This is a genomic window from Acinetobacter sp. CIP 101934 (assembly GCF_000369585.1).
GTDB classification, from domain to species: domain Bacteria; phylum Pseudomonadota; class Gammaproteobacteria; order Pseudomonadales; family Moraxellaceae; genus Acinetobacter; species Acinetobacter schindleri.
Window position 1 is genome coordinate 1,650,655 of the sequence record NZ_KB850094.1, and the last position, 20,608, is coordinate 1,671,262.

General features: G+C 42.3%; 19 protein-coding genes. 4 read left to right on the forward strand and 15 right to left on the reverse strand.

Going from position 1 to position 20,608, the window contains the following annotated elements:
- The first annotated feature begins 192 nt into the window (after positions 1-192).
- Positions 193-579 (forward strand): diacylglycerol kinase, encoded by a 387-nt coding sequence (locus F899_RS08215; protein ID WP_005222036.1) that lies wholly within the window; start codon positions 193-195, stop codon positions 577-579.
- Between the two features lie 39 nt (positions 580-618).
- Positions 619-1,326 carry a phosphatase PAP2 family protein gene (locus F899_RS08220; protein WP_005222037.1) on the forward strand — a complete coding sequence of 236 codons (708 nt, stop codon included), beginning with the start codon at positions 619-621 and terminating at the stop codon, positions 1,324-1,326.
- A gap of 25 nt (positions 1,327-1,351) precedes the next feature.
- Here the strand turns inward: F899_RS08220 and F899_RS08225 are convergent, their stop codons facing one another.
- From F899_RS08225 to F899_RS08260, 8 genes are all read right to left on the reverse strand, one after another.
- Positions 1,352-2,671, reverse strand: coding sequence for an ATP-binding protein (locus F899_RS08225; RefSeq protein WP_005222038.1), 1,320 nt, complete (start codon positions 2,669-2,671; stop codon positions 1,352-1,354).
- Between the two features lie 5 nt (positions 2,672-2,676).
- Positions 2,677-3,348 carry a response regulator transcription factor gene (locus F899_RS08230; protein WP_004894748.1) on the reverse strand — a complete coding sequence of 224 codons (672 nt, stop codon included), beginning with the start codon at positions 3,346-3,348 and terminating at the stop codon, positions 2,677-2,679.
- Between the two features lies 1 nt (position 3,349).
- Positions 3,350-5,026 carry a phosphoethanolamine transferase gene (locus F899_RS08235; RefSeq protein WP_005222039.1) on the reverse strand — a complete coding sequence of 559 codons (1,677 nt, stop codon included), beginning with the start codon at positions 5,024-5,026 and terminating at the stop codon, positions 3,350-3,352.
- Positions 5,027-5,214: 188 nt separating this feature from the next.
- Positions 5,215-5,916 carry a VIT1/CCC1 transporter family protein gene (locus F899_RS08240; RefSeq protein ID WP_005222045.1) on the reverse strand — a complete coding sequence of 234 codons (702 nt, stop codon included), beginning with the start codon at positions 5,914-5,916 and terminating at the stop codon, positions 5,215-5,217.
- A 235-nt stretch (positions 5,917-6,151) separates the two neighbouring features.
- Positions 6,152-6,823: a DUF1345 domain-containing protein gene (locus F899_RS08245; protein ID WP_034434002.1), complete on the reverse strand. Its 672-nt coding sequence runs from the start codon at positions 6,821-6,823 to the stop codon at positions 6,152-6,154.
- 420 nt (positions 6,824-7,243) lie between these two features.
- Positions 7,244-7,738 (reverse strand): flavin reductase, encoded by a 495-nt coding sequence (locus F899_RS08250; RefSeq protein WP_005222049.1) that lies wholly within the window; start codon positions 7,736-7,738, stop codon positions 7,244-7,246.
- A gap of 97 nt (positions 7,739-7,835) precedes the next feature.
- Positions 7,836-8,879 carry a methionine synthase gene (locus F899_RS08255; protein WP_005222060.1) on the reverse strand — a complete coding sequence of 348 codons (1,044 nt, stop codon included), beginning with the start codon at positions 8,877-8,879 and terminating at the stop codon, positions 7,836-7,838.
- A 42-nt stretch (positions 8,880-8,921) separates the two neighbouring features.
- The gene (locus F899_RS08260) at positions 8,922-9,920 is read right to left on the reverse strand and encodes a putative oxygenase MesX (RefSeq protein WP_005222062.1); all 999 of its coding nucleotides are present in this window, start codon (positions 9,918-9,920) and stop codon (positions 8,922-8,924) included.
- A gap of 260 nt (positions 9,921-10,180) precedes the next feature.
- Between F899_RS08260 and F899_RS08265 the strand changes: the two genes are divergently transcribed.
- The gene (locus F899_RS08265) at positions 10,181-10,879 is read left to right on the forward strand and encodes a hypothetical protein (protein WP_005222064.1); all 699 of its coding nucleotides are present in this window, start codon (positions 10,181-10,183) and stop codon (positions 10,877-10,879) included.
- 503 nt (positions 10,880-11,382) lie between these two features.
- Here F899_RS08265 and F899_RS08270 read toward each other — a convergent pair.
- The 3 genes from F899_RS08270 to F899_RS08280 form a co-directional block, all read right to left on the reverse strand.
- Positions 11,383-12,708: a PQQ-dependent sugar dehydrogenase gene (locus F899_RS08270; protein ID WP_005222066.1), complete on the reverse strand. Its 1,326-nt coding sequence runs from the start codon at positions 12,706-12,708 to the stop codon at positions 11,383-11,385.
- Positions 12,709-12,895: 187 nt separating this feature from the next.
- Positions 12,896-14,620 carry a bifunctional protein-serine/threonine kinase/phosphatase gene (locus F899_RS08275; protein WP_005222067.1) on the reverse strand — a complete coding sequence of 575 codons (1,725 nt, stop codon included), beginning with the start codon at positions 14,618-14,620 and terminating at the stop codon, positions 12,896-12,898.
- Between the two features lie 50 nt (positions 14,621-14,670).
- Entirely contained in the window at positions 14,671-15,480 is an 810-nt protein-coding gene (locus tag F899_RS08280; protein ID WP_000323725.1) for a formate/nitrite transporter family protein, read from the reverse strand.
- A 284-nt stretch (positions 15,481-15,764) separates the two neighbouring features.
- Between F899_RS08280 and cynS the strand changes: the two genes are divergently transcribed.
- Entirely contained in the window at positions 15,765-16,214 is a 450-nt protein-coding gene (gene cynS, locus F899_RS08285) for a cyanase (protein WP_005222068.1), read from the forward strand.
- Positions 16,215-16,293: 79 nt separating this feature from the next.
- On the opposite strand, the gene F899_RS08290 is transcribed toward cynS, so the two are convergent.
- The 4 genes from F899_RS08290 to F899_RS08305 form a co-directional block, all read right to left on the reverse strand.
- Positions 16,294-17,010, reverse strand: coding sequence for a metallophosphoesterase (locus F899_RS08290; RefSeq protein ID WP_005222069.1), 717 nt, complete (start codon positions 17,008-17,010; stop codon positions 16,294-16,296).
- Positions 17,011-17,129: 119 nt separating this feature from the next.
- Entirely contained in the window at positions 17,130-18,515 is a 1,386-nt protein-coding gene (locus tag F899_RS08295; RefSeq protein ID WP_005222070.1) for an amidohydrolase family protein, read from the reverse strand.
- A gap of 32 nt (positions 18,516-18,547) precedes the next feature.
- Positions 18,548-19,468: an ABC transporter permease gene (locus F899_RS08300; RefSeq protein ID WP_004809345.1), complete on the reverse strand. Its 921-nt coding sequence runs from the start codon at positions 19,466-19,468 to the stop codon at positions 18,548-18,550.
- 21 nt (positions 19,469-19,489) lie between these two features.
- On the reverse strand, positions 19,490-20,587 hold the full coding sequence (locus F899_RS08305; protein WP_005222071.1) for an ABC transporter permease: 1,098 nt from the start codon (positions 20,585-20,587) through the stop codon (positions 19,490-19,492).
- Between the last annotated feature and the right edge of the window lie 21 nt (positions 20,588-20,608).

A 20,608-nucleotide genomic window follows, 5' to 3' on the forward strand; every position in this document is an offset into this window, starting at 1 on the left:
GCAGGTCATGTGGATCACATCACGAAAAATAACTTAATACTTAAGATAAAACTCCAAACTTAAAAAAATCTTAATTCTGCATATAAATTTAAATATTATTTTTATTAAAAAACACATAGAGGCCATTTTTTTAAGAGAGTTTTAAGCACGAAATCTTAAGTTAGAGTTTCCTTTTATTGACTCATGACAGCTATGTCTTCCTACCGTTCACCCTATAAAAGCACCTCGGGAATGCAGCGTATTCTGAATGCGACTCGTTATTCCGTGGCCGGCTTTAAAACAGCCTTTCAAAATGAAGCGGCCTTCAGGCAAATCCTGCTCATCAATCTGATTTTGATTCCTCTGAGCTTTGTCATGCCGGTGAGCCGGGTTGAGCAAGCACTGATGGTGGCCGTGTGTCTGTTGGCGCTAATCGTTGAACTGCTTAACTCGGCGATTGAGGCGGTGGTAGACCGTATTTCCATGGAGCAGCATGAACTGTCTAAAAATGCCAAGGATATGGGCAGCGCCGCCCAGTTTGTAGCACTCAGTTTAATTACCGTGACCTGGGGTCTTATTTTAGCGGGTCATTTGATTTGACCACGCGCCTGCTACAGCAAGAAAAATGGAAGATTTAAAATGATATTCGAGCATTCCCGGTTTTTACTAACACAAACATTGCTGCTGATTTTCAGTTTTTTGATGCTCTGGAATTTTTTTGATGTAGCTGGGAGGGTTGATTTACAGCTGATCTATCCGTTCATTGATGATCAGGGACAATTTCCCCTGCGGCAACACTGGGCACTGGCAGAACTAAATCACCACTATGTCAAAAATCTGCTGATTCTGGTGTACATAACATTGTTAGCCGGCTGGCTAGTTTCACTGAAATGGCAGAACTGGCATCAACGGCGCTGGGAATTTGGCTATTTCTTTAGCATGGTGGTGCTGACCACGGCCTCAATTGGTATTTTAAAATCCCAGTCGGCGCATGCCTGTCCCTGGGATATGATTATTCCTACCCATGATGGTATTTTGTGGGATTTGAGTGCCACTGCCGGACACTGTTTTCCCGGAGGACATGCATCCAGCGGTTTTGCCTTGATGGCTGGCTATTTTGTCTATCGGATTGCTAACCGCAAGCGGGCTTATTTTTTCCTGATCGCGGCACTGATTTTAGGCTTCGCCATGGGCTGGGCACAAATGATGCGCGGTGCGCATTTTCTGAGTCATAACCTGTGGACTGGCTGGATGATCTGGTGCATGAATGTCATTGGCTATGCACTGTTTAGCCACAAAATGCCACTGGCAAATCACCCCATGCATATGAACATCAGACAGCCTTAATGCCTAAAAACCAAAGCCTATCCACTTAGGCTTCGACCACAGGAAATTTAACCTGTACACACAGACCATCCAGACTGCTACTTTGCGAAAATTCTAGCGTTCCACTCAAGCGCTCGGTGGCTTTATCGACAATCGACAAACCCAAACCACTGCCAATTTCGGCATGGTTATGAATCCGGTAGAAACGCTGCCGGATCTGGGCGAATTGTGTAGGATCAATCCCGGCTCCACTATCTTCAATCTGTAAAATCGCCTGCTGGCCTTGCTGAAAAATCGATACATTAATCACGCCGCCTTTCGGAGTGTATTTAATCGCGTTATCAATTAAATTATAAATAATCGAGTGCAAGGTCGAAGCTTGTCCTTGAATTCGCAATTCCTGTTGCTGTTCTACGCCCAGATCAATCTCTTTCTGTAAGGCCAGCTGAATCATCTGCTCAATGCAGGCCACGGTCATCTGATTGAGCGAAAGCATTTGTGCCGGCTCGGTTAAGCTGTCGGAAGCATCCTGTTTGGCCAAACTCAATAACTGGTTGACCAGATGCTGCATGCGCAAAACACCCTGACTCAGATTATGAAGCGAGTCGCTCTGCGGAAAATGCTGCAATAAAATTTGCAGCTGCAAGTTGAGTGCGGTCAATGGTGTACGTAATTCATGGGCAGAATCCGCGACAAATTGACGTTGTTCCTGTTGAGCCAGAGAAATTCGTCCAAACAGATGATTCATTTCCTGAATAGTCGGTTCTAGCTCCAGGGGATAATCTTTCATTTCAATCGGCTTTAATTCTTGCGCCTTACGGCTGGCCAGTTCCGTTTTAAAATCATGCAGCGGCTGAAAATTTTTCCGGATCATCCAGCCTAAACCGAACACAGCAAAAGGTAAGAAAAGCACATAAGGCAGAAACATATTGCCGGCCAGTTCCAGCGCCAGCTCCTGCCGGACATTTTGCTGCTGACTCACCTGAATCTGCAACTGGTCACTTGGAATGATATAGGTGAGCCAGGTTCCATACGGCGTTTGATGCTTGTAAAAACCTGCTTTTTTGACCGGTGCAACCAGCACATTCTGTGGATGCAAGGGAGTAGCTGTCTCTGCGTAAGACCAGATATCTACAAACAGATCTTCTTCACTGTACTGTTTTTCCAGATCAATTTGGCTTTGTAGCGGTCGCGGATGATTTTCTGCAATGCGCTCTGCCAGACTTTGCATCTGTTTATCCAGTACTTCATTAATTTCTTCGAGTGCAATCCGGTATGCTGAAAAGATCAGCACACAGCCTAATACCAGGCTAAATAATGAAATATAAATAACCAGACGTTTTTGCAAGGAATAACGTTTTTGCATGGCGCTCATCCTAAGCGATACCCTAGCCCACGTATGGTGCGGATGAAGTCTTTTCCTAGTTTTGCCCGCAGATGATGAATATAGACCTCTACTGTATTACTGCTGACATCACTATCAAAATCATAAAGCTTGTCTTCTAAATCGTTTTTAGAAAAAATTTTGCTAGGATGCATGAGGAGTGCAGTGAGAATAGACCATTCCCGATTAGACAATTCGATCGGTTCATCATTAAAGCATGCGATGTGCTGCTCTAGATCCAGTTCCAGACCACTGTGTGATAACTTTTTATGGCTCTCTACCTCGGTATGTTTGGGACTACTACGTCGGATCAAAGCATGAATACGGGCCAGCAGTTCATCAAATTCATAGGGTTTAATCAAGTAATCATCTGCCCCCTGATTTAGCCCATCGACCCGGTTCTGTAACTGATCCCGGGCAGAGATAATCAGCACCGGTAAATTGGGAAACTTCTGCCGGATATGTTTAAGCACCTGCATGCCATCCATCATCGGCAGGCCCAAATCCAGCAGGACAATATCATAGGCCTGCTGCTGTAACTGCTTTAAACCATCCAGGCCATTATTGACCCAATGCACATCAAATTGATGCAGCTTGAGCAAGGTTTCAGTCGACTCGGCAATCATAAAGTCGTCTTCGATAATCAGTATTTTATGCATTTCAAGCTCTGTTCTTTAATGATGATGAGCATTGTGCAAGCATATCATTTTTAGCTTCAGTCACTTGCGTTTTTATATCCAGCAGACTCAATAAGCTTGGGAAAAGATGATCCTGACTGCGTGCCTGTTTGGTCTGTGCTTTAAGACAGCTCACCTGCTGGGCATTCTGCTGTGTCCAGTCCTGCGAAAACCACATTAGCATCGGAACATGGGTTTGCTGGGTCGGTGCCATACTATAAGGTGCGCCATGCAGATATAAACCATGCTCTCCAGTGGATTCTCCGTGATCAGACACGTACCATAAACCGGTCTGATACTGGCTTTGATGTTTTAGGGTCTCGATAATTTGAGCGAGCACATGATCTGTATAGACAATCGAATTATCATAGCTGTTCTTTAATTCTTCAGCACTGCAGCCCTGAATGGCATTGCTGTTACAGATCGGCTGGAACGGTTGATACGGCGCTTTGGAACGCTTGAAATATGCTGGCCCGTGACTGCCCATCTGATGTAGCACGATTAATTGCGGTTTCAAGTTATTTTTGTCCAGATGTGCCAGATAATCTTTCAGGCTATCCACCAGAATTTCATCAAAACATTCACCAGCAGCATCACACCACTTCTGTTTCAGTTGGGCAGGAATCTGATATTGCTGCACCCGGTCACAGGCGCCTTTACAGCCAGAGTTATTGTCGATCCAGGTCACCTGATAACCGGCACGCTGAGTGATATCCAGTAAACCTTCACGATGGCTGGCTAGCTGTTCGTCATAATGCTGACGGGACATACCTGAAAACATGCATGGAACTGAAACGGCGGTTGCTGTACCACAGGAACTGACCTGACTAAAATTAATCACCGCTAACTTGCCCAATTCAGGATTGGTATTACGCGCATAGCCATTTAAAGCAAAACTCTCGGCACGTGCAGTCTCCCCGACCACTAGCACCATCAATTTAGGTTGCTTCTGCATTTGAGCCTGCTGTAGCAGATGGGCATCTTCACCATAAGTGATTAAAGGCAAATTGGCTTTAGGTGCTTTCTTTTTATAATAAGATACGGTGGACGCAATGCTGTTTTGCGGAGAAATCATGCCCTTTAGATCGCGGTGCTCGCGGAAGATTGCTGCATAATCGACATAAAAACAGAATAACAGTCCTAGAATTAATCCGGCCGAAAACACACTGCTCAGGCTTTTATGCAACAATTGACGCCCGAAAGATGCAGGCTGAATGTTCAGCATCCAGACGATACACAGCGGAAAAACCACAAAGACTAGCGTCCAGATCAACAGTCGTATTGACCAGAGATCACGGACTTCACGGGCATCGGTCTGCAGCATATTCTGGATCTGGTCCGGTGTAATAACAACCCCCAGACTATTGACAAAATAAGCACTAAAACCGCCCAGAATGATCAGCACACTGGCGAGTATCTTGGCATTCCATTTCCAGTTCAGCCATTGCAAGACCAGATTGTACAAGCCGATAACTACCAGGACTGTAGCCGCCAACAATGCGCCTGCCTTGAGATTGGTATAGGGCGTCAGTTGATGGATTTTCTGATAGAAAGCAAAGTTTAAGACCAGCCCTAGCCAAATGGCGAGTAACAGGTTGAAGCGTGCAAGGCTGATGGATTTGATCTGGCGTAGACCGGGAAAAGAAGGCAGCTTAAGCATTTTTTTAGTTCAAAGACTTTAAGATGCTTTAGCCTAAAATCTGAAGCTTAAAAATGACTTAAAATCCTTTCTTTGCGAACTTCATAAAATTTTCAATGCTACTGTTTCACCCTTGTTTAGACTTATTGTTTTAAAAAGGATGTGATTCCCTGACTAGAGCGAATTTGAAAAGCACATCCTGAGTACATTTAAGCTACAGCCACATTAAATAATGAGCCGATCCAGGAGCTAAATAGCATGGCAATCACCCCCCAAAGCATGACTCGGGCCGAACCTTTCCAGATGCTCACCCCTCCTGTATAACTTGCCAGTGCGCCCATAATCCCGAGACTAAGCACACCGATCAGCATCACGCCTTTATCCAGGTACTGTTCAGGCAGTAACAAAATAGAAAGTAGAGGAAATAGTGAGCCTATAGTAAAAGCGATAGCGGATGAAAATGCAGCCTGAAAAGGCTGAGCCGAAGTGTTTTCTGATATACCAATTTCATCGCGGGCATGTGCATCTAAAGCATTGTGTGCGGTGAGCTGCAAGGCAACTTGCTGGGCCACCTCAGGGGTTAAGCCACGCTGGATATAAATATTTTCCAGTTCTTTCAGTTCATGTTCTGGATGACGTTTAAGCTCACGTGCCTCCATATTCAGATCATTCTTTTCAATATCCTGCTGGGATTTGACCGAGATATATTCTCCAGCAGCCATCGACGCAGCTCCGGAAATTAATCCGGCTACACAAGTCACCAACAAGGTATGTGTGGACGCGCCACTGGCTGCCATTCCCACCACCAGACTGGTGACAGAAATAATTCCGTCATTTGCCCCGAGTACAGCTGCGCGCAACCAGCCCGCCCGTTCAAAATAATGTTTTTCAAGATGATAAGAATGACGCACGGTATAGTCTCTTTTTTGTTCTCAACATCATGATCGTATATTTATTTCGCTTGAAGAAACAACTCTTTATTTAATAAACTCTTGTTCAGAACAGCTCATGAATGGGTGAGCGCTCTGATTTACCAATTTTTATTGCATGGATTGCATTTTTCCAATTGCACTCATTTTAACATCTGAGAAATTTACAAGTCACAGTCCTATCACTACAGTTTATTTATTATTAAATGCTGTGTTTTCAAGTACTGATAAAGGTTGCTGTTACATTAATAGCGATGGCCAAAATCGTGGTATTGAATCCATACGCCAGAAGCAAATGTAAAGTATTGAGTATTCTCATGGGTTGGCGAGTAATTGATACATCGGCCGTTTGCGCTGAAGTGCCAATAATATAGCTAAAATACAGAAAATCGGGATAGGTTGGATTTGGCGTACTAGGAAAAGCCAGTCCGCCATGTTTATGCTTTTCTAGGGCTAAATAAAAGTCATGGGCATAATGAATTGCAAAAATGGTGTGCATCAGGAACCAGGCCGAAATAATAGTCAGGATGGATAGCCCTAAATGGCCGGTTCTGATGGCAGCATCTTTAGGTAAATGATTAATTTCAATAATTATGGCAATAAAACACATCACTAAAGTGATGATGACGAGCACCAGAATGACCCATTTGCTGGCATCCTGTTTTATGGCACGTTGTAGAATATGGTGATGGTCTATGGGCCAGAGCTTTTTGATAGTAAAAAGTAAGTAGGCATAAATGGTAATGTTCCAGCTCATCAAAATGCAGGTAGACCAGCTTAAATGAGTTGCTGAATAGAAAATAAAATACCAAATCAGGAGAGATGGAAAGATAATAAAGAAATAAAGTCGGGACTGAAGCGCTGTTCTTATAGATTGGAGGAAACGTATGAGCTGTCCCGCATGTCATGAGATGGCTTTAGCAGTATAAAGTATTTTATTAAAACAACAGGGTAAAAGAGCTTTTAGTAGATAAAGGCGTACTGATTCAAGATTACGATAAAATAGATATTTTAAAATCTAGTAGTAAAAGAAACTAAAAAAATTAATTTCCTATTCTTAATGAAACTGAATCTTGAACCCTTTTAGCTAAAAAACTAAAAAAGTGTGCAGCAGACTTTAGGTAGACGTCAGTTAAATATGTAATTCCAATATTGATGTTCATCAAAGTTAATTTTGAAATTTTCCGAAGAAATTAAAGCTAAAAATCAAATTACTAAACTTTGATTAGCCTAATTTTTATAAACCAGGCTGAGGATTCTGGTCTCGACTACACACTTTAAAAGAATTCAATATTAAAGTAATGAACATTTACGCAGTTTCTAGTTGACCAACCTGATGATATGCGCGGTTGAAGTACACTAGGCTTTCCTCTTGCTGACTGCGTCTAATCGCGATGACTCGACATAAGAAAATACTGTGTGTACCCACTTTTTGAATTTCTTCAATCTGGCAATCAAAGCTCACCAAAGCATCTTCTAAAATTGGAGCACCTGTCTTAAGAGTTGTCCACTCGCCTATCTTAAATCGCTCTTCTGAGCTGAATTTACTAGATGCAAATGCATTTGAGATGTATTCATGCTGCGTGCTGAGTACATTTACTGCCAGCACGTTATTTCTCATAAAATGTGCATGCGAGCGAGAAGATTGATTCATACACACCAGCAATGTCGGCGGTGTATCCGTCACACTACAAACGGCAGATGCGGTAAAGCCATGTGTTCCTGCTATACCTTCGGTTGTAATCACATTTACAGCCGTGGTTAACAAGGACATTGCATTTCTAAAGTCAGTTGCTTCAATCATCTCTTTTGTCTCAAATGTATATGTAACCTGTCTTTACTCAAAGTCAGGTAAATAATCTATGGATCATTTACCCTCCTCTGGTGAAGACCATTTCGTGCTAAGCGCCCAGCTCTTGACGAACAATCGCTGCCCCTGTACTTAGTGCTTCGAGTTTGCCCCGAGCCACTTGACGAGACAACGGTGTCATCCCACAGTTGGTTGATGGATACAGTTTGTCTGCATCCACAAATTGCAATGCTTTACGCAGTGTATTGGCAACTTCTTCAGGCGTTTCGATTTGATTGCTTGCAACATCAATCGCACCGACCATGACTTTTTTACCCCGAATCAGCTCAATCAGATCCATCGGTACACGCGAGTTTTGACACTCGAGTGACACGATATCAATTTTAGATTGTTGCAGTTTAGGGAAGGCTGCTTCGTACTGACGCCATTCATTACCGAGGGTCTTTTTCCAATCGGTATTGGCTTTAATGCCATAACCATAACAAATGTGTACCGCAGTTTCACATTGCAGACCTTCAAGCGCACGCTCTAAAGTCGCGACGCCCCAGTCATTCACTTCATCAAAAAACACATTGAATGCTGGCTCATCAAACTGAATGATATCAACCCCTGCTGCCTCTAACTCAAGTGCTTCTTGGTTCAGGATCTTGGCAAATTCCCATGCCAGTTTTTCACGGCTCTTGTAGTGACCATCGTACAGCGTATCAATCATGGTCATTGGGCCAGGCAGTGCCCATTTGATCGGCTGCGTGGTTTGGCTACGCAAAAATTTTGCGTCATCCACAAACACTGCTTTTTTACGGGAAACTTCACCGACTACTGAAGGTACGCTGGCATCATAACGGTTACGGATACGCATAGTTTCACGTTTTTCAAAATCCACCCCTTCAAGATGCTCGATAAACGTGGTCACAAAGTGCTGACGGGTCTGTTCACCATCACTGACAATATCAATGCCAGCATGGACTTGTTCATGCAAAGACAGTTTTAAGGCATCACGTTTCGCTTCTAGTAGTTCTTTACCTTCAAGTTTCCAAGCTGACCAGAGCTTTTCAGGTTCTGCCAGCCAGGACGGTTTTGGCAAGCTGCCTGCTGTAGAGGTCGGGAGTAACTTTTCAGGTTGTAAAAGTGCCATGTCTAATCTTCTTTCTCTAAATTCGTTTATATATGTGATCTATCAGGCAGCGTTGTCTTGCTGAGCCGTTGCTACTTTAAAATTGGCAGCCCATTCATCCAGAATGTCTTTATATGGCTTGATGAAGTTTTCCTCTGTCCATTTACCTTGTTTGACTGCTAGTTCCCCACGTTCAACACGATCATAGACAATGCGAGTTAATGAATAGTCGCCATAGCTCAGGCTAGGCTGATACACCACACCTGCGGGTGAATTGGTGTTGTAAATTTCAGGACGATAGATTTTCTGGAAGCTTTCCATGGTGCTAATCGCACTGATCAATTCAAAATCGGTGTAATCATGCAGCAAATCGCCCGCAAAATAGAATGCCAACGGCGCATTGCCATTTTCAGGTTTAAAGTAGCGAACACTTAAGCCCATTTTTTTAAAATATTCATCGGTACGTGAGTAGTCATCATTAGTGTATTCCACGCCTAGAACAGGATGCACATTGGCACTGCGGTAGTAGGTTTTCGTAGTGGAAACACTCAGACAAATCACAGGCTGTTTATTAAATTCAGCTTTAAAGACTGCTGAATTCACAAGATGCTGGTACAGCTTGCCGTGTAGGTCACCAAAGTCTTCAGGTTTTTCATTGGCCTTACAGCCGAGTGATGGCAATACCACACTGAAGTCATAATCACGTACATAAGATGAGAAGCTATTCCCAATCATGCCTTCAATGCGTTCATTGGTATGATGGTCGATAATGGTACTTTTCAAGGTTTCAATAAAGGGAAAGGTTTGACCATTGCCCTCAATATCAATTTCAGCAGAGATGATATCGATCTCCAGTGAATAACGATCACCTCTAGGATTATCGGCAGTTGCCAAGCTATTAAAACGGTTATTAATCATCTCAAGTGTACGACGAAGATTCTCCTGACGGCTTTCACCACGTGCCAGATTGGCAAAGTTGGTGGTTAGACGTGTATTGTTTGCTGGTTCGTAGTTCTCATCAAAACGAATACGTTTAATTGAACATTGGAATGCTGTACTCATGGAGATATGCCACCTAAATTTTTTATAAAAAAAGCAAATTTCTGTATGGATGTATTTAAGCGTGAATCCAAACATGAGTAAAACGATATAAATTCAGTAAAAGATGAGTTAAATTCATCTTAATGAGTGGAGTGTATAAATAATGATCTATACTTTAATAGAAAAATTAAGATTCTAATTTATGTTGCCGATCATTATTCATTTCTAAATATCAAAGTGTATTATTGAGCACGATTTATAAGTAGCGACTTCATTCTGAAATGACCAATACCTTTTCTGACAATCCTCAAGTTCGAGTGGTTTCAACTTTTTCTGAACTCGTATATTCGGATTTTCTGGGTGAGGCGAATGCCATCTGCTGGTCTAGAAATTTGTCTGGTGATTTTAAAGAAATCGTCGCTAAACTAGATTTAAAAGAAAATATGATTGAAGTTTCTGTTGAAGATCTTTTGGCGCTTCAGCTTTCTGAACAGGGTCATGTGGCTAGAGAAATCATATTAAAAGATATGCAGCTACTGACTGACTACGGCGCTTCCCCTTGCCTGAATTTGCTGAAATCCTACGAACGGGATGATGAGTTTGATTTTATTTCGACCGATGTCTATTCCTACCATGTGGATCGCTCCCCTATCGAAACGGATACATTTTTATGCATCTATCACGGTGCTGCAAGCGAGATTTTGCCCAATAACCAGGTTGAGCAAAAAATCTTGATTCCTGAAATCAGGGAACAACTCAAGCAGTTACATGACGGACCAGAAACTGAGTTTGAGACGTTTCTGGAAGAATATTTCTTCGATCTGCATTATCGGGCTAAAGCTGATGCAAAGCCTGTTAATTTAGACACGGGAAATCTCTGGCGACTCGCTGTTGATCATCCAGCACAGCAAGTTTTACCCTGTGTGCATAGAGCTCCTGTTGAAAATGATGGAGAATATAGATTGCTATTAATTTGTTAAATTGGCTTCTTAGAAGAGGTTAATTATAGTTATTTGGTTAAGCAATGATACCTAAAGGGTATGTACTGTATTAATTATTTATTAATAAAAAAACATTAAAATACATTGGTTTGAGCGTATTAGAAGTGAATGTATGTACAAGAATTTTCATATAATGTTTTATTTTGTATAAAAGTGTTATTTTTTGTAGGAAATTGCTTACACAAATTAGAGTAATTACCCTATTTTCTATCGTCAAAATTTTTGACATTATATTTCACATAAAGAGTCAGCAAGGAAAGCTGATAATAATCGCATTATAACGATAATAAAGTCGCCAAGACAGCGAACTTACCGGGATAGTAAGTAATAAAAGAAGAGACTACAGCCGCTAAGCCTTATAGTTTTGGGAGAGACTATAAGGCTTTTATTTTTTTTGAATATTGTCTCAAGTAAAACTATAGCATACTGGTATTTAAGTTTTTGAATATAAACATCAATATCTCTATCCCTTTTCTTGCTGATTAACGGACCTGTTCATCTGGTGACACACGCCAAATTGTATCTCCTACATCATCAGCAACCAATATTGCGCCTGATAAATCTACTGTTACACCCACTGGCCTTCCTAATGCCTCTCCATTTTTGCTTAAAAAGCCTGTCAGGACATCTTTTGGGGTACCGGAAGGCTGACCATTACTAAATGGTACAAAAATTACTTTATAGCCACTATGTGGTTTTCTGTTCCAAGAACCATGCTGACCAATTAGTGCACCACCGCGATATTGAGGCATTAACTCAGCTTTATAAAAACTCAAACCTAATGATGCCGTGTGGTTGCCCAATGCATAATCCGGTTTAATCGCCCGTGCTACCAGTCCAGGATTTTGCAGCTTTACCCGTTTATCTACATGCTGACCATAATAACTATAAGGCCAGCCATAAAAAGCGCCGTCTTTCACTGAGGTCATATAGTCAGGTACCAAATCATTCCCGATTTCATCCCGCTCATTAACTACAGTCCATAATGCTCCACTTTGAGGCTGCCAATCCATGCCATTAGGATTACGTAAGCCAGTTGCAAATGGACGTGCCTTAGAACTGGCCATATCAAATTCCATGATCAGAGCTCGTCCTTTTTCTTGGTCTAGGCCATTTTCAGCTACATTGCTGTTGGAGCCAACTGTAATGTAGAGTTTGGTTCCTTCAGGATTGGCAATCACGTTTTTGGTCCAATGATGGTTTAAGGGACCTGCCGGTAAAGCCAATACTTTGCGACCACTTTCTTTGATTTGAGTCATACCTGGCTGATAAGGAAAACCTACTAAAGTATCTGTATTTGCTACATATAGTGTATTTCCAACTAGGGTCATGCCAAATGGTGAGTTTAAATTCTGCAAAAATACTGTTTTCTGATCAGCAACGCCGTCATGGTTATTATCACGAAGTAGACTAATACGGTTAGGACTTGGATGAGAAGATCCTGCCCTTTTCATGACCATTTTCATGATTTTACCCTTAATCCCCTGACTATCTTCAGGCTTGGGCGGCGCATCAGTTTCCGCCACCAATACATCTCCATTCGGCAGAACATAGAGCCAACGTGGATGCTGAAGACCTTTGGCAAAAGCCTGCACTTTTAAACCCGCAGCCGGTGTAGGCATAGTATTTACTGGCCAGCCTTTGGCTGGTGCGATATTAACGACAGGGAACAAACTGGATTTAGGTTCAGGCAGCTCAGGTTGAGGACCATAACTGTCTGTAATCGGAGACTTGGATGACGATGTACATCCAGCGAATGCCAATATTATGGCAGTACTCAGGATAGACGATAAAATTTGAGCAGACATTGTGGTTCCCTGCTTTTTTGTTGTTATCTGCTTATCTTAGAAGTCTATTCAAATGACAACTATAGGGTTCTTGTTTTATCTGGTTGTTGATTGATTGCTGCGCTTTTGATATTCAATCTTATGGTCTAGTTTGAATAAAAACTTATCTATATACCGCTAATTTTAAGCATGGTTTGATCCTGTCTTTTCAAATAAATGGCCATGCAATACTCAGTAAAAATAATAGCCCTAATACGGCGCAACTCATTTGCCAAAAACGTAAAGGATCACGTTCAATGATTGCTGGTGGTTTAGAGTTTAATAATTCTTTGGAAGGATGCGTTAGATTATGAATGAGTTCAGACAAAGCCTCAAAACGATGTCTCGGTTCAATACTCAGCGCTTGGCCTAAAATTTTATCTAACCATATAGGTAAATCAGGCCGATATTTCCTGATGGAATGATATTGAACTTTTTTAAGCTGCTTTAAACTGTTACACCGAGCTAAATCTGTCCCATAAGGTAATTGTTTGGTCAGTAAATAATAGGCCATGACCGCCAAAGAAAATTGGTCTGAATGTACAGATGGCGAATGATCAATAAAATACTCCGGTGCCATAAATGCCAAGGTTCCGAGGGGTCGATTCGCATTTTTAGGATTAATTTCGACCAGACCTCTTACTGCTGTTGAACCATAATCAATCAATTTAATTTTCATGGCACTTTCTGTATTTAAAACCATGATGTTTTTTGGCCGTATATCCTGATGCAGCATCTCCAGCCGATGCATTGCATTTAAAGCCAAGGCCGTTTGTTGCAAAATTGGTAAAATATCATCGAGCTTTAAAGGCTTTTCCTGGCGATGCAGCCATTGAGCCAAGGTTTCACCCTGCAAATATTCATAACATTGGAATAAATATTTTTTCTCAGTGTTATGTGGATAACAGTGCATCAGGTTGTCATGTTTCAGACGTTTCGATACCCAATCTTCGAGTTGAAACTGCTCTACGGCATTTTTATCTTGCTGTAAATCTACCCCCAAAGTTTTTATGACCAAAGGCTGCTGCTGAGTATCGTGTGCCAAATACAGGCAACTGCGATGATTTTGGTGCAAAATCTTATCAATCACATAACCTTCAAAAACTTCACCTTTACTGAGCTGTTGTGGAAATACATAATCCTGCTGAATATGAAACTGATTCAGTTCAGGCAGCTGTTCTACACGGATCACCTGGAGACTTAAGTTATCATCACTGCCCTGTTCTAAGGCTTTTTCAACGAATGCTTTGGCAAGTTGATTTAAATCTGCATCTATTAAAGTTAAATCTAATAATTGTTGATCTGTGACAAATTCATAGACCCCATCGGTCATCAGTAAAAAAATATCTTTTTCTTTGAGCTCAATATTTCGATAATCAATTTCAATACGATAATCTGCACCTAAGGCTCGGCTGAGATAATGCTCTCTGGATGACAACCAGACACGATGATCATGGGTCAGTAATTCAATTTCATGATCGCGAATGCGGTAAATACGACTATCACCAACATGAAAAATATGGGCTTGTTGCTGTTTTAAAATCAGTGCAGATAAGGTACAGACATAACCTCGGTCTTTATCAAAACGTCCTTGACTTTGTTGAGTCTGTGCATAAAGCCATGAATTGGTCGCGCGGATCACCCGTTCTGCTGAAGTCTGTGTACTCCAGGCATCTGAAGTAGAATAATAGTCAGATAAAAAACTGCCAACAGCGGTTTCTGCTGCAAGATGACTGACATTACTGCTACCGATTCCATCCGCTATAACACAGGCAATACCTTTCTGTTTCAGCACATGTCCTTCGGGCAGATATACTCCATGGAAATCCTGGTTCTGTTGTTTAATTCCGGCAGTAGAATATTGCCCAATACTGACTTTTAATGTTTTTTTCATGCTGAAAGCTCAAAAGGGATCTATACGATCCCTTTATAAAATGCTGAATATTAAAATTCTTTTTTAACACCAGTACGGACATGGGTGGTATAAAGTGCCAGACCTGTTAATGCCAAACCACCCACCAGATTACCCAAAGCAACCGGCAATTCATTCCATAGGAAGTAGTCAGCAATCGAGAAGTCACCGCCCATCATCATGGCAAATGGAAACAGGAACATGTTCACTACAGAATGCTCAAAGCCCATGGCAAAGAACAGCATAATTGGCATCCACATGGCAATGAATTTGCCACTCACCGTAGTAGACATCATCGCGCCAATGACACCTAATGACACCATCCAGTTACACAGCATGCCACGGATAAAAATAGTCATCCAGCCGGCGAATCCGTATTCGGCATAACCTAATGTCCGCTCCTCACCAATATGCGCAATTTTCACGCCGACAGGGTTTGGATCCGCTGCAAAACCCATGGTATAAACCGCTGCCATGAGCACCGCAACGACTAAACAGCCTGTAAAGTTCCCTACAAACACCAAGCCCCAGTTTTTTAGAATACGTCCCCATGTCACCCCTGGGCGTTTATCTAGCCATGCCAGCGGCGTAAGTACAAACACCCCAGTTAACAGGTCATAGCCCAATAAATACAACATACAAAAACCAACTGGAAACAGGAGCGCACCAATTAGTGCTGATCCTGTTTGCACGGCTATGGTAATGGCAAATACCGCTGCCAGCGCCAAAATCGCACCTGCCATAAAGGCACGAATCAATACATCACGGGTTGCCATATGTAATTTGGATTCACCCGCATCTACCACTTTTTTTGCAAACTCTGCAGGAGCAAGATATGCCATGTCATCGTCCTCATTTTTAATATCTGGACCTGTTTTTAAACAAAAAGACGCCTAAGGTCTTTGAAACCTTAGGCGTCGTTGCCTTAAATATCAGAACAGGTAATTTTGTTATGGCGCCATTGCCATGCTTGTTATAAATGAAGCAAAAGCTGTGCCATAAATTATTTAAAAATCATTCAATTTTTTGCACTCTATTTAAAACTAATTTCGTCCTCTAGTTGGCATGAGAACTGCATTAATGAAAATTCACATAAATGTATTTCAAAAATAATCTGGAGATTTTTATGATTACCCATCGTCAACAAGTAACTGACATGATCATTTCAGCGAAAGTTTTAAAGTCAATTAAATGGGCAGATGTCGCCAAAGAAATTGGTCTTTCTAAAGAATGGGTAACGGCTGCCTGCCTGGGACAAATGGCATTTAATAAACAGCAGGCAGAGAAAATTGGTCAGATTTTTGACCTTAGTGATGAGGCAGTGGCATGGCTGCAAATTGTACCTTATAAAGGCTCTTTACCAACCAGTGTGCCTACGGATCCTTTAATTTACCGCTGGTATGAAGTTGTAAATATATATGGTTCGACTATTAAAGAGCTGATCCATGAAGAATTCGGTGATGGCATTATGAGCGCAATTGACTTCAGCATGGATATTCAGCGTGAGGAAAATCCAAACGGTGACCGGGTAAATGTCGTATTGTCTGGCAAGTTTTTACCTTATAAATCCTATTAATTAATCGTTTGATCAAGCCATCATATTGATGGCTTTTTATTTCTTCGTAAGGAGATCTTTTATACCACCGCCCTTATCCTCATTTAATTTTGACGATACACAGCTGCTGCGTATAAGAGGAACCGACATCAATATAGTGACAGTTATCAATCTGGGTATGCCTTTTCACAATGGTATGCCCTAAATAGACCTCATCAATATTTTTAACGGTTCCATAGCGCTTGGAATGATGCCGGATACGGCCTCTCCCCCATAATGCATTAGTATAAGCTGAAGTTAAGCCCGGAATTTTTCGTTCACCCTTGGCAATGTTTGTCTTAAACTGATTCCAGTCATGGATATCAATATCCGCATGCAAAATGCCAATCTTTTTATCTTCATCCGCATGCAAAATGCCAATCTTTTTATCTTCAAGTTGAATTTCAATGACCAATGGAAGCTGAGAGAAGATTTCGCTGAGTTCATCCTGTTTTTCGGTGGACAATAGATAGAACCATTCACCACCATTTCGTGCATGCATATCCTGAATCCATACATCATCACGTCCTTTGATGCACATTTCCTCGTGATTGCCGCGGACGCTCAAGAACCAGGGCTGATCTAATAAAGAAATACATTCCAGATTTTCACTGCCTCGATCCACCAGATCACCGGTACATATCAGCAAATCTTGCTCAAAATTAAACCTGATTTTTTCCAATTCTTGCATCAGAAGGCGATAGCAACCATGCAGATCTCCGACCACATAAATGGCAGCATAATCTGCTCCTCGAATATTTCTGCTTAGCGTCATCATGATATGTGGAATCTTTGAAATCACTAAAATAGGACGATGCGATTAGGATAGGTATACAGGTTTAAATTTGGGTTACTGGTTTATACAGCCTGCAATATACCTCATTGCTAAGATCGTATTTATTCAGTTTCCTCAGCTGAATTTCGATTTAATTCATTGATAGCTTGACCTGTGTGTGCCATCCATGCATCACGTCGTTTAAAGAGTAAAGGTGTAACCCGATTGACTTCATCGATTAAGCTTTGTAGATCTGCATTCAGCAATTGCCCACCTTCAGTGACAATTTTACCGCCAACCATGGTCATGATGACATCCTGTCCCTGAACAGCATGTACAAGATTAGTATATAAATTAAATAATCGGCCTTCATCCACCAACGGCGTCATACGTGGGGTAGCGATATCTACAGCAATAATGTCAGCTAGCTTCCCCACTTGCAGGCTACCAATCTGATCCTGCATGCCCAATGCCTTTGCACCTAAGCAGGTGGCCATCTGGCAAACAGACCATGCATCTAGGGCTGCTGCATCCAAAGAAGAAAACTTGGCCAATAAAGAAGCCGTCTTCATTTCCTCAAACATATCCAGATTGTTATTTTCTTTTTCTCCATCTGTGCCTAAACCGACAGCAATTCCCTGTTTGAGCATATCCAGTACAGGCGCAGCACCTGAGGCCAGTTTCATGTTTGAAACTGGATTATGGGCAACTCCAACATTGTGTTCTTTCAAAATTTGAATTTCATTAGAATCTGCCCACACACAATGTGCAAGTAAGGTATGTGGCAAATCTAAAAGACCCAGCTGTTCCAGTGTCTGGATTGGACGTACACCATGACGGCGCAAGTTTTCCTGGACATCAAACTGGCTTTCATTGCTATGGGTGTGAAAACCGGTCTGATAATCCTGGCATAAGCTTTGAATACGTTTGAGTGCATGAGGTTCAGCATAAAACAGATGTTCTAAGCCCACCCAGACCTGAATTTGGCCATGACTTTGCTGATGCCAACGATTAATCAGGGCTTCATTCGTTTTTAGGGTTTCAAAATAGTCATGGTCAGGGTGCTCGGCGACATAAGGTACCAAGATAGCACGGATACCAAGCTGTTGTGCGGCTTCTGCACTGCCATCCATGTAGCGCCACATATCAACAATGGTCGTGGTACCGGATAATAACGCTTCTGCATAACACAAATACGAGGCAGCCTTGGCATCTTCAGGTTGAAGCACACGATGCATTGGATCAATAAACTGTTCCAGCCAATCCCATACTGGCAGTCCTTCAGCAGTGCCTCTTAATAGTCCGGAATGACAGTGCGTATTGATTAAGCCTGGCATTAATAGGGCTTCAGGATAATCACGCACGATGACATTGGGATATTTTTGGGTAAGTTCGGTCTTGGTTCCTATGGCCTTGATTCGGTCTCCCTCAATCAATATCGCCCCATTTTTGATGCATTCATTTTGACTATTCATGGTCAGCACATAGGCTGCTGCTAATATTTTCATTTTGTTCTATATCATCTTTTTAATTGATAGGTTTAAGGCACAAACGTTTTGCCTAATGACGCTGGCAGATTCATCTTCAAAAGTTTCTTGTCTCGGGAAATTACGACTAGTACTACAATCGTCGCCAGATAAGGCAGAGCTGCTAAAAACTCATTGGGTACTTTGATCCCCAATGCCTGCGCATGAAACTGCAGGATGGTCACACCACCGAACAGATAAGCACCCAGCATCAGTCGGGATGGTTTCCAGACAGCAAAGACCACCAGAGCAATTGCAATCCAGCCCCGACCTGCGACCATATTTTCAATCCACATTGGGGTATATACAGTAGATAAGAATGCTCCCCCAATACCTGCCATCAAGCCGCCAAACAGGACGGCGCCGTAGCGAATAGCCAGTACGTGGTAACCCATGGCATGTGCACTTTCAGGTGACTCTCCTACTGCTTTTAACAGCAAGCCCAGACGGGTTTTTGCCAATACAAACCACACAGCAAAAAATGCCAGTATGGACAGATAGACCACATAGTTTTGCTGAAACAGGATTGGACCAATGAAGGGAATATCTGCCAGTACAGGTATATTCCAGCTACTTAAACCCGGTAAAGCCATGCTGACATAGTTCTGACCTAAAAATGCAGAAATACCCAGCCCAAAAATAGTTAAAGCCAAACCACAGGCCGACTGATTAGTACTAAGTGATAAGGTGAAGAAAGCAAAGATCAATGCCATCAGCATACCTGCCAGCCCACCGATCAATAAGGCACTAAATACACTGGCTTCATATTGGGCAGCAAAGGCAAAACCGGCAATGGCACCGACCAGCATCATGCCTTCTACACCTAAATTAATTACCCCAGTGCGTTGTGACACCAACTCACCTAAACCTGCAAAGATTAGAGGCGTTGCTGCGGCGATTGTGCCTGCCAGAATTGCGGTCATTTCTATAGCCATATTGTTCTTCCTCCGATCTTGTTAAGCATTTGCCGAAGCAGGTTCAGCTGCAGGCACTACACGTTTTTTGGCAAAGCGGTAACGGTTATCAATCAAGGCATCCGATCCCAACAGGAAAAACAGCAGCAAGCCTTGGAATATCCCGGTAATCGCAACCGGAAGCTGTAATTGCATTTGTGCCATTTCTCCACCGAGATAAATCAATGCCATTAATGATCCGGAAAGTACGATACCAATCGGATTCAGACGACCCAGATAAGCAACAATAATTGCAGCATAGCCATAACCTGGTGACAGGCTCGGATTCAGCTGACCAATTGGGCCTGCTACTTCACATATCCCGGCAATCCCCGCCATCATTCCGGAAATCACCAGACTCAGCCAGATCGCTTTTGAAGATGAGAAACCAGCATATTTAGCAGCTAAAGGTGCTTGTCCGCTGACTTCCAGTTTAAAAGCAGTCATACTTTTACGCATAAAGAGCCAGAACAGAAGCACAGCCACAGCGATGATAAAGATTGAAGCATTAACCCGTGTTCCTTCCAGAATCATCGGTAAGGTTGCACTTTCACTAAACATGACAGTTTGCGGAAAATTCATGCCCTCTGAATCACGCCAAGGACCATTAACCAGATAGAGCAATACAAACAGTGCGACATAGTTCATCATCAAGGTGGTCAGGGTTTCTTCGGCATTAAAATGGGTTTTCAGTAATGCAGGAATTGCGCCCCATAAGGCACCGCCAATTGCGCCCATAAAAATCATAAGAGGTAAAATCCACCAACCTGCCTGTTCATGGAATAGCAGTGCGATACCGCCGCCAAAAATGGCACCCATGATCAGCTGACCTTCGGCACCGATATTGAACAGTTTGGCACGAAACCCAACAGCTAAACCCAAGGCAATCAGAATTAGAGGGCCCGCTTTAACGGCCAACTCGCTCCAGCCATAGGAAGTCATCAGCGGTTCAATAAAAAATACATACATGGCCTGTGCAGGACTAATCCCCAGCATTAAAAATAAAATACTGCCAACGACCAGCATGGCTGCCAGGGCAATAACTGGTGACAGCCATTTCATCAGTTGTGACGGATGTTCACGTGGTTCGAGTAAATGCATGTGCTCATCCTCCCCAAATCA

Coding starts and splice junctions, on each gene's coding strand:
- F899_RS08215 (WP_005222036.1), top strand. CDS start 193: ATGTCTTCCTACCGTTCACCCTATAAAAGCACCTCGGGAATGCAGCGT.
- F899_RS08220 (WP_005222037.1), top strand. CDS start 619: ATGATATTCGAGCATTCCCGGTTTTTACTAACACAAACATTGCTGCTG.
- F899_RS08225 (WP_005222038.1), bottom strand. CDS start 2,671: ATGCAAAAACGTTATTCCTTGCAAAAACGTCTGGTTATTTATATTTCA.
- F899_RS08230 (WP_004894748.1), bottom strand. CDS start 3,348: ATGCATAAAATACTGATTATCGAAGACGACTTTATGATTGCCGAGTCG.
- F899_RS08235 (WP_005222039.1), bottom strand. CDS start 5,026: ATGCTTAAGCTGCCTTCTTTTCCCGGTCTACGCCAGATCAAATCCATC.
- F899_RS08250 (WP_005222049.1), bottom strand. CDS start 7,738: ATGATTGAAGCAACTGACTTTAGAAATGCAATGTCCTTGTTAACCACG.
- F899_RS08255 (WP_005222060.1), bottom strand. CDS start 8,879: ATGGCACTTTTACAACCTGAAAAGTTACTCCCGACCTCTACAGCAGGC.
- F899_RS08260 (WP_005222062.1), bottom strand. CDS start 9,920: ATGAGTACAGCATTCCAATGTTCAATTAAACGTATTCGTTTTGATGAG.
- F899_RS08265 (WP_005222064.1), top strand. CDS start 10,181: ATGACCAATACCTTTTCTGACAATCCTCAAGTTCGAGTGGTTTCAACT.
- F899_RS08270 (WP_005222066.1), bottom strand. CDS start 12,708: ATGTCTGCTCAAATTTTATCGTCTATCCTGAGTACTGCCATAATATTG.
- F899_RS08275 (WP_005222067.1), bottom strand. CDS start 14,620: ATGAAAAAAACATTAAAAGTCAGTATTGGGCAATATTCTACTGCCGGA.
- F899_RS08280 (WP_000323725.1), bottom strand. CDS start 15,480: ATGGCATATCTTGCTCCTGCAGAGTTTGCAAAAAAAGTGGTAGATGCG.
- cynS (WP_005222068.1), top strand. CDS start 15,765: ATGATTACCCATCGTCAACAAGTAACTGACATGATCATTTCAGCGAAA.
- F899_RS08290 (WP_005222069.1), bottom strand. CDS start 17,010: ATGATGACGCTAAGCAGAAATATTCGAGGAGCAGATTATGCTGCCATT.
- F899_RS08295 (WP_005222070.1), bottom strand. CDS start 18,515: ATGAAAATATTAGCAGCAGCCTATGTGCTGACCATGAATAGTCAAAAT.
- F899_RS08300 (WP_004809345.1), bottom strand. CDS start 19,468: ATGGCTATAGAAATGACCGCAATTCTGGCAGGCACAATCGCCGCAGCA.
- F899_RS08305 (WP_005222071.1), bottom strand. CDS start 20,587: ATGCATTTACTCGAACCACGTGAACATCCGTCACAACTGATGAAATGG.